Origin of the sequence: Rhodococcus sp. A14, from assembly GCF_011603105.1 — a bacterium.
In the GTDB taxonomy this organism is placed as follows: Bacteria; Actinomycetota; Actinomycetes; order Mycobacteriales; family Mycobacteriaceae; genus Rhodococcus_F; species Rhodococcus_F opacus.
The window spans coordinates 1-6836 of record NZ_JAAOQS010000198.1; the positions used below are offsets into that span (position 1 = coordinate 1).

At 66.6% G+C, this 6836-nt stretch carries 7 protein-coding genes and 1 pseudogene; 5 read left to right on the plus strand and 3 right to left on the minus strand.

The window, feature by feature from the left end:
* Together G9373_RS44215 and G9373_RS44220 are read left to right on the plus strand one after the other, a co-directional pair.
* Positions 1 to 225: pseudogene (locus tag G9373_RS44215) on the plus strand (lipoyl synthase); the annotation flags it as partial.
* Entirely contained in the window at positions 222 to 452 is a 231-nt protein-coding gene (locus G9373_RS44220; protein WP_005258409.1) for a DUF3263 domain-containing protein, read from the plus strand. The pseudogene G9373_RS44215 and the gene G9373_RS44220, both read left to right, overlap by 4 nt.
* Before the next feature lie 16 nt (positions 453 to 468).
* On the opposite strand, the gene G9373_RS44225 is transcribed toward G9373_RS44220, so the two are convergent.
* Positions 469 to 1584 (minus strand): GAF domain-containing protein, encoded by a 1116-nt coding sequence (locus G9373_RS44225; RefSeq protein WP_065492922.1) that lies wholly within the window; start codon positions 1582 to 1584, stop codon positions 469 to 471.
* Between the two features lie 268 nt (positions 1585 to 1852).
* On the opposite strand from G9373_RS44225, the gene G9373_RS44230 reads away from it, so the two are divergent.
* From G9373_RS44230 to G9373_RS44240, 3 genes are all read left to right on the plus strand, one after another.
* A complete protein-coding gene (locus G9373_RS44230; RefSeq protein ID WP_054248894.1) occupies positions 1853 to 2632 on the plus strand; it encodes an acetoin reductase in 780 nt (259 codons plus the stop codon).
* Between the two features lie 92 nt (positions 2633 to 2724).
* Positions 2725 to 2958: a hypothetical protein gene (locus G9373_RS44235; RefSeq protein WP_005258415.1), complete on the plus strand. Its 234-nt coding sequence runs from the start codon at positions 2725 to 2727 to the stop codon at positions 2956 to 2958.
* 470 nt (positions 2959 to 3428) lie between these two features.
* Positions 3429 to 3773 carry a hypothetical protein gene (locus G9373_RS44240; RefSeq protein WP_120661320.1) on the plus strand — a complete coding sequence of 115 codons (345 nt, stop codon included), beginning with the start codon at positions 3429 to 3431 and terminating at the stop codon, positions 3771 to 3773.
* A 94-nt stretch (positions 3774 to 3867) separates the two neighbouring features.
* Here G9373_RS44240 and katG read toward each other — a convergent pair whose 3' ends face one another.
* Together katG and G9373_RS44250 are read right to left on the minus strand one after the other, a co-directional pair.
* On the minus strand, positions 3868 to 6096 hold the full coding sequence (katG, locus tag G9373_RS44245) for a catalase/peroxidase HPI (protein WP_054248895.1): 2229 nt from the start codon (positions 6094 to 6096) through the stop codon (positions 3868 to 3870).
* Between the two features lie 36 nt (positions 6097 to 6132).
* Entirely contained in the window at positions 6133 to 6576 is a 444-nt protein-coding gene (locus G9373_RS44250) for a Fur family transcriptional regulator (protein WP_005243590.1), read from the minus strand.
* Between the last annotated feature and the right edge of the window lie 260 nt (positions 6577 to 6836).

Genomic DNA, 6836 nt, shown 5'->3' on the forward strand with positions numbered 1-6836 from the left:
CGCCACCACCCCGTCGAACGGTGGGTCAAGCCCGAGGAATTCGTCGAGCACTCCACCACCGCCGAGGAGATCGGCTTCGCCGGCGTCATGGCCGGACCCCTCGTCCGCTCCTCCTACCGCGCCGGCCGCCTCTACGCACAGGCGATGGCCCACCACGGCCGCGAACTCGCGCACCCCCTCACTCACCTCGCAGCCGTCCGACCCGACAGGAGTGTCAGCCCTTGATCAACGATTCCGTCATCGAAGACGCACAGGTCATCGAATTCGCCCGTCGCTGGCTGCCGTACGGCGGTGGCACCACCGGTGATCTCCTCGTCGAATTCGGTATGACACCCGCGTGTTATGTGGCCCGGCTCCGCAAGATCCTCGCCGGACCGGCCGGTCAGTGCCTCGACCCGCAACTGCGCGCCGACCTGGGCCGGTTCGTCGCCGTGCGATCGGCGAGGAATTAGACACCGGGAAGGTTCGTCACCCGACAACGTGCACGTCGACACCGTCCACGAACCGATACGGATGGGTGGACAGAACGGGGCCGAGGCTCTTCCGGAGACGGGAGATCTCCGCGCGAACGGCCACCACGTGGTCGCGGTCACCGAACAGCGCCACACTCAGTGACGCGGCATCGATTCCAGCGGAACCTGTTTCGGTCAACAGTCGCAGGATCTGCGCGTGGCGGGGTGAGAGCGCTCGGGTCCAGCTCGTGTCGCCTCGCACCGTGGCGCGCGGGGTGTCACCGAGGTCGAGTTCCACTGCGATGGCCGTCGGCCTGCCTCCGCGTCGCACCAGCCAGCCGTCACCGAGCGGTTCCGGCATGCACAGCCCCAACCCGGGCACGAGCAGTGGCGTGCCCGGGCACGGCGGTGACACCCGGTCGGGAACGGTGAGCCCGCGGGCGTCGGCGACCCAGCCGTGCCGGTCGACCACGAGCGCCGGACCGGCGGTCGCCCCGAGCGCCGGTGCCGCATAACCGCGGAGCTTCCCGAGAGTGATCGTGTGTTCCTGCCACAGTGTGGCCTCGGCCAACCGGACCGCCGTCTGCACCAGTGCCACCGTCGTCGGATGAACCGACATCGCCGAGCCACTGATGTCGACGACGCCGAGCACCTCGCCGCTGCGCGGATCGTGCACCGGAGACCCGGTGCACGACCACCCGCAGTGCGACCGTGCGTAGTGCTCCGCCGAGAACAGCTGCACGGGAGCATCTTCCACCAACGCTGTTCCGATGGAGTTCGTGCCCACCGACCTCTCGGACCACCGGGCGCCCTCCATGAACCCCAGCGCGTCGGCGGCCTTTCGCACGCCGCGTGACCCTTCGCGCCACAGCACCACCCCGTCGGCGTCCGCGATCACCACGATGAAGTTCGCGTCTTCCGCCACCTGGGTCAACGTGTCGCGAAGCTCGGGAAGGACCGATCGCAGGGCAGTTCGCGTCCGCCGGGCCTCGACCTCGGCATAGTCGGCGAGCACCACGTCCTCGCAGCGGTCGGGGCTGACCCCGTCCGCTTGTAGCCGCGACCACGATCGGCCGACCACGTCGCGCGGCTGCGCGGGCGGTTGCCGTCCCGACAGCACGGCATCGTGCACTTGACTCAACAACCTCGCGTGCCGGGGCAGATCGACGCCCGAGCCGACGGCGGGAAGGCGGTGCCGAACCGAACCGGTAGTACTCACCCGGCCGAGCCTACCGGGGATGTGGGTGCTCGACCAGAGCCGGGATCCGACCATTTCGATTGAGGGCGAACGCAATCGACGGCGGTCGGGACCACAGTGCAACCGAGTGCAACCCTTGAATACCCGCCCTCGTGATGCTTGGCTCTCCTGTGAGGACCGTCACAATGGACAGGAGCTAGGGATGAGCATCAAGGGCAAAGTCGCGTTGATCACCGGCGCGGGCCAGGGCATCGGACGCGCGATCGCGTTGCGATTGGCGTCGGACGGCGCCGACATCTCGCTCGTCGACGTCAACGGCGACCGGGTCGATGCGGTGGCCGACGAGGTCCGGGCCGCGGGCGCGAAGGCGATCTCACTGGTCGCCGACGTGACGGACCGCGATCAGGTGCAGTCCGCCGTCGACCGGACCGAGCGCGAACTGGGCGGATTCGACATCATCGTCAACAACGCGGGAATCGCCCAGGTCAACCCGATCGCCGACGTCACACCGGAGGAGGTCTCGCGCATCCTCGCCGTGAACGTCGAAGGCGTGCTGTGGGGAATCCAAGTCGGGGCAGCCAAGTTTCGAGCACGGGGGCATGGTGGAAAGATCATCAACGCGTCGTCGATCGCCGGCCACGAGGGATTCCCGATGCTCGGCGTGTATTCGTCGACCAAGTTCGCGGTCCGCGGACTCACCCAGGCCGCGGCGAAGGAGTACGCGTCCGACGGCATCACCGTCAACGCCTACTGCCCCGGCGTCGTCGGCACCGACATGTGGGTCACCATCGACGAGCGGTTCTCGACCCTCACCGGCGCACCGAAGGGCGCCACGTTCGAGAAGTTCGTCGGCGGCATCGCCCTCGGACGCGCGCAGACACCCGAGGACGTCGCCGCGTACGTCTCGTATCTTGCCGGGCCGGATTCCGACTACATGACCGGGCAGGCGGGACTGATCGACGGCGGCCTGGTGTACCGATAGGCCACCACTCGCAGCGGGGTTTCACGCCCGAATTCGCGGGTAGACGGACGTAGGGTGATGCGACAGCGCGTCCGGGGATGAAAGGGGCAGCCGTGGACGTCGACGACCTGGTGGAGCGCACCGCTCGGTTGCGGTTCGATCTGCAAGCACTCGAAAACCGCATCAAGGAGTTGACCGACGCGTTCGACACACTCGACCGCACCACCGACGGCGCTTCGAAGGAACAGGTGATCGACAGCCTCAGCGATGCCCGGCTCGACCTGAGCACTGCGGACAGGCACCTCGAGACCGCAGTGCGAAACGCCGAGAGGCTGTCGACCACCTGAACTCTGCGTCGGACGACGGGCTCGTCATGTCGTCGACCCCCGCGCACCCCAGACAACCCGATCCCACCAACTGCTGAGCGGACTGGGATCCGGCCACCGGATGGGCTCGTCCTCGCGCAGTTCCGTAACGCGACGTTGCGCACTCTGATTCGATGATCCGCCTTCTTCTCGACGCACAGCACTGCACCTCCCGAACTCCTGCGCGCCCGTCACGGCGGCGGGCGCGGCCCACTGTGCATCCGGAATTTAGCACCGCCGCGTCCGAACGACCAGCTTTCCGACGCAGTAACCATTCGATAGCGACCGTCCAGGTTTCGGCGAGCAGCATCAAAACTGGCACTCACGACCGCCGAGTGCTAAATTTCTGCTGCACAGTAGTGGATGCGCTCGCCGAGGTGGCGGGCCATTTTGACGATCACGGGAGGTGTGTTGCTGTGCTGCGTTCCGATCGACTCGCCGAGGCTCGGCCGATGACCCGATCTTTGCTGGAAGTCCACAACGGATCGTCGCGACGCAATCCCGACAGCTCCCCGGCACGACTCCCCCGGCTCGCCAGACCACGGCACCTGCGGGGCGAACACTGGAGCGACATCTCGGTCATGCTGGGAGCACTGTCGATAGTGATGTTCTGGATGTTCGGATTCAGCATCGTTCTCGGCGTCTGCGCCATCGCTGCCGGCATCGCCGCCAACCGACACCCTGCCGTCGAAGGAAGCGAGCCCAAGTCTCTGGAAGCACTGCTGGGCATTCTCACCGGCGCTTTCGGAATCGCAGCCGGCACAGTCTTTCTCACCGCGGCGCTCCCACACCTCTGACATACGCCACAAATCTGGCCCGACACCCGGCGAGGATCAACTCGCGGGTGCCGGGCCAGATGACGGTTGATCGGCCGAGGCCGATCAACCATGATCAGTCGAGGTCGAACCGGTCGAGGTTCATCACCTTGTTCCAGGCAGATACGAAGTCCTGCACGAACTTCTGCTGCGCATCGTCGGTGGCATACACCTCGGCGAGAGCGCGCAGTTGCGAGTTCGAACCGAAGACGAGATCGACGGCGGTGGCGGTCCACTTGGCGTCACCCGTGACACGGTCGGTGCCTTCGTAGACGTTCTCCGCCGAGGCCGAGCCCTTCCACTGCGTACCCATGTCGAGGAGGTTGACGAAGAAGTCGTTCGTCAACGCCTCGGGCCGGTCGGTGAAGACGCCGTGCTTCGTTTGACCGAAGTTGGCGTTCAGTGCACGCAGGCCGCCGACGAGAACCGTCATTTCCGGAGCGGTCAGGTTCAACATGTAGGCCCGGTCGACCAGAAGTGCCTCGGCAGGCAACTTCTCCCCCTCTCGGAGGTAGTTGCGGAACCCGTCGGCCCTCGGCTCGAGTACGGCGAACGACTCCACATCGGTCTGCTCCTGTGTGGCGTCGGTACGACCCGGCGTGAACGGGACCGTGATGTCGTGGCCGGCGTTCTTCGCCGCCTTCTCGACCGCCGCGGCGCCGGCCAGCACGATCAGATCCGCGAGCGAGACCTTCACCCCGCCGGACTGCGACGAGTTGAAGTCCTGCTGGATCTGTTCGAGGGTCTGCAGGACCGTGGCCAGCTCGGTGGGGTTGTTGATCTCCCAATCCTTCTGCGGCGCAAGCCGGATTCGCGCCCCGTTGGCGCCGCCGCGCATGTCGGTGCTGCGGTGGGTGGCTGCCGACGCCCAGGCGGTCGACACGAGCTGGGAGATGGACAGACCCGAGTCGAGGATCTTGCCCTTGAGCGCGGCGATCTCGCTGTCACCGATCAGCTGGTGATCGACTGCGGGGACCGGGTCCTGCCACAGCTGCGCCTCCGGAACCCACGGGCCGAGGTAGCGCGTGACGGGCCCCATGTCGCGGTGCAGCAGCTTGTACCACGCCTTGGCGAACTCCTCGGCGAACTCCTCCGGGTGATCGAGCCAACGCCGGGTGATCTTCTCGTAGGCCGGGTCGACGCGCAGGGAGAGGTCCGTGGTCAGCATCGTGGGGGCACGCCCCGCCGACGAATCGAACGGGTCGGGGATCGTGCCCGCGCCTGCGCCGTCCTTGGCGGTCCACTGCCAGGCACCCGCGGGACTCTTGGTCAGCTCCCACTCGTAGCCGTACAGGACTTCGAGGAAGCTGTTGTCCCACTTCGTCGGTGTGGGGGTCCACACGACCTCGAGACCACTGGTGATCGCGTCCTTGCCCACGCCGGTGCCGTAAGCACTCTTCCAGCCCAGGCCCTGCTGCTCGATCGGGGCGCCTTCCGGTTCCGGACCGACCAGGTCGGCGTCGCCTGCGCCGTGGGTCTTGCCGAAGGTGTGGCCGCCTGCGATCAGCGCGGCGGTCTCCACATCGTTCATCGCCATGCGGCCGAACGTCTCCCGGATGTCGCGGGCGGCCGCCAGCGGATCCGGCTGGCCATTGGGTCCCTCCGGGTTCACGTAGATGAGACCCATCTGCACGGCCCCGAGCGGACCCGAGAGTTCGCGATCGCCGCTGTAGCGCTCGTCGCCCAGCCAGGTGTCCTCGGGACCCCAGTACATCTCCTCGGGCTCCCAGATGTCCTCGCGGCCGAATCCGAACCCGAAGGTCTTGAACCCCATCGACTCCAGGGCACAGTTTCCGGCGAAGACGAGGAGGTCCGCCCAGGAGATCTGCTTGCCGTACTTCTGCTTCACCGGCCAGAGCAGCCGGCGAGCCTTGTCGAGGCTCGCATTGTCGGGCCAGCTGTTGAGGGGGGCGAAACGCTGAGCGCCCTGACCGCCACCGCCGCGACCGTCCGCGATGCGGTAGGTGCCGGCGGCGTGCCAGCTCATCCGGATGAAGAGGCCGCCGTAGTGGCCGTAGTCGGCGGGCCACCAGTCCTGCGAGGTCGTCATCAGATCGATGACGTCGCGCTTGAGTGCCTCCACGTCGAGCTTGGCGAACTCCGCCGCGTAGTCGAAGTCCGCGCCCATCGGGTTCGACTTCGACGTGTGGGCGTGCAGCACCGACAGCTCCGGCTGGTTCGGCCACCAGTCGCGGTTCGTCCTCGGGCGGTTCGCCGCCGGAGTGGGAGACGGGATTACGGGATTTTCACTTTCACTGGTGCTCTGAGTGTTTCCCTCATGAGCGACCGGGCAGCTATCGGACACAACATTCCTTCCGGGAGAGACCAAACTGGGCTGTGGTCATGGGTTCGATCGAGAAGTCTGTGATGTCGAGCAGTCGGGGCACAGACCCCAGTAGATGACCTCGGCCTCCTCGACGAGGAAACCGTTGTCGTCGGACGCGGTCAGGCAGGGCGCCTCGCCGACGGCACAGTCGACGTCCGCAATGACCCCACACGACCGGCAGATGACGTGGTGGTGATTGTCTCCGACCCGCGACTCGTACCGAGCAACGGAGCCGGGCGGCTGAATCCGCCGCACCAATCCCACAGCGGTCACTGCGTGCAGCACGTCGTACACGGCCTGCCGGGACACCCCTTCCAGAACGGTGCGCACCGCTCCGAAAATCGTCTCCGTATCGGCATGTGGACGCGCGTGCACGGCCTCCAACACCGCGACCCGCGGGCGGGTCACGCGAAGCTCAGCCCCGCGCAGCAGCGCTGCGTAATCCGGCATCGACGGCACCCACCCACTATGACTTACTTTTCTGGACTCAGCCAAGACTTTGCGGAAACATTTTGCCGTGACTTCGAATCACGCATATATGGCCCGGTGGCCGACCGCTGCTCCGGCAAACCCTTCAGGGAAGCTCGAAGGTGACGACGACCGTGGGCACCGAATCCGGCGACGACAGTCCGATCGTGCCGCCCGACGGCACGAGGGAGAGTCCGCCCCCGCCGCCGCCCGGTGGCTCGTCCGCCTCGCCGGTGCCACCGATCCGTCCC

Bases quoted from the DNA above. Each gene is read 5' to 3' on its own strand.
- G9373_RS44240 (WP_120661320.1), top strand. From the start codon at position 3,429: ATGACCCGATCTTTGCTGGAAGTCCACAACGGATCGTCGCGACGCAAT.
- G9373_RS44230 (WP_054248894.1), top strand. From the start codon at position 1,853: ATGAGCATCAAGGGCAAAGTCGCGTTGATCACCGGCGCGGGCCAGGGC.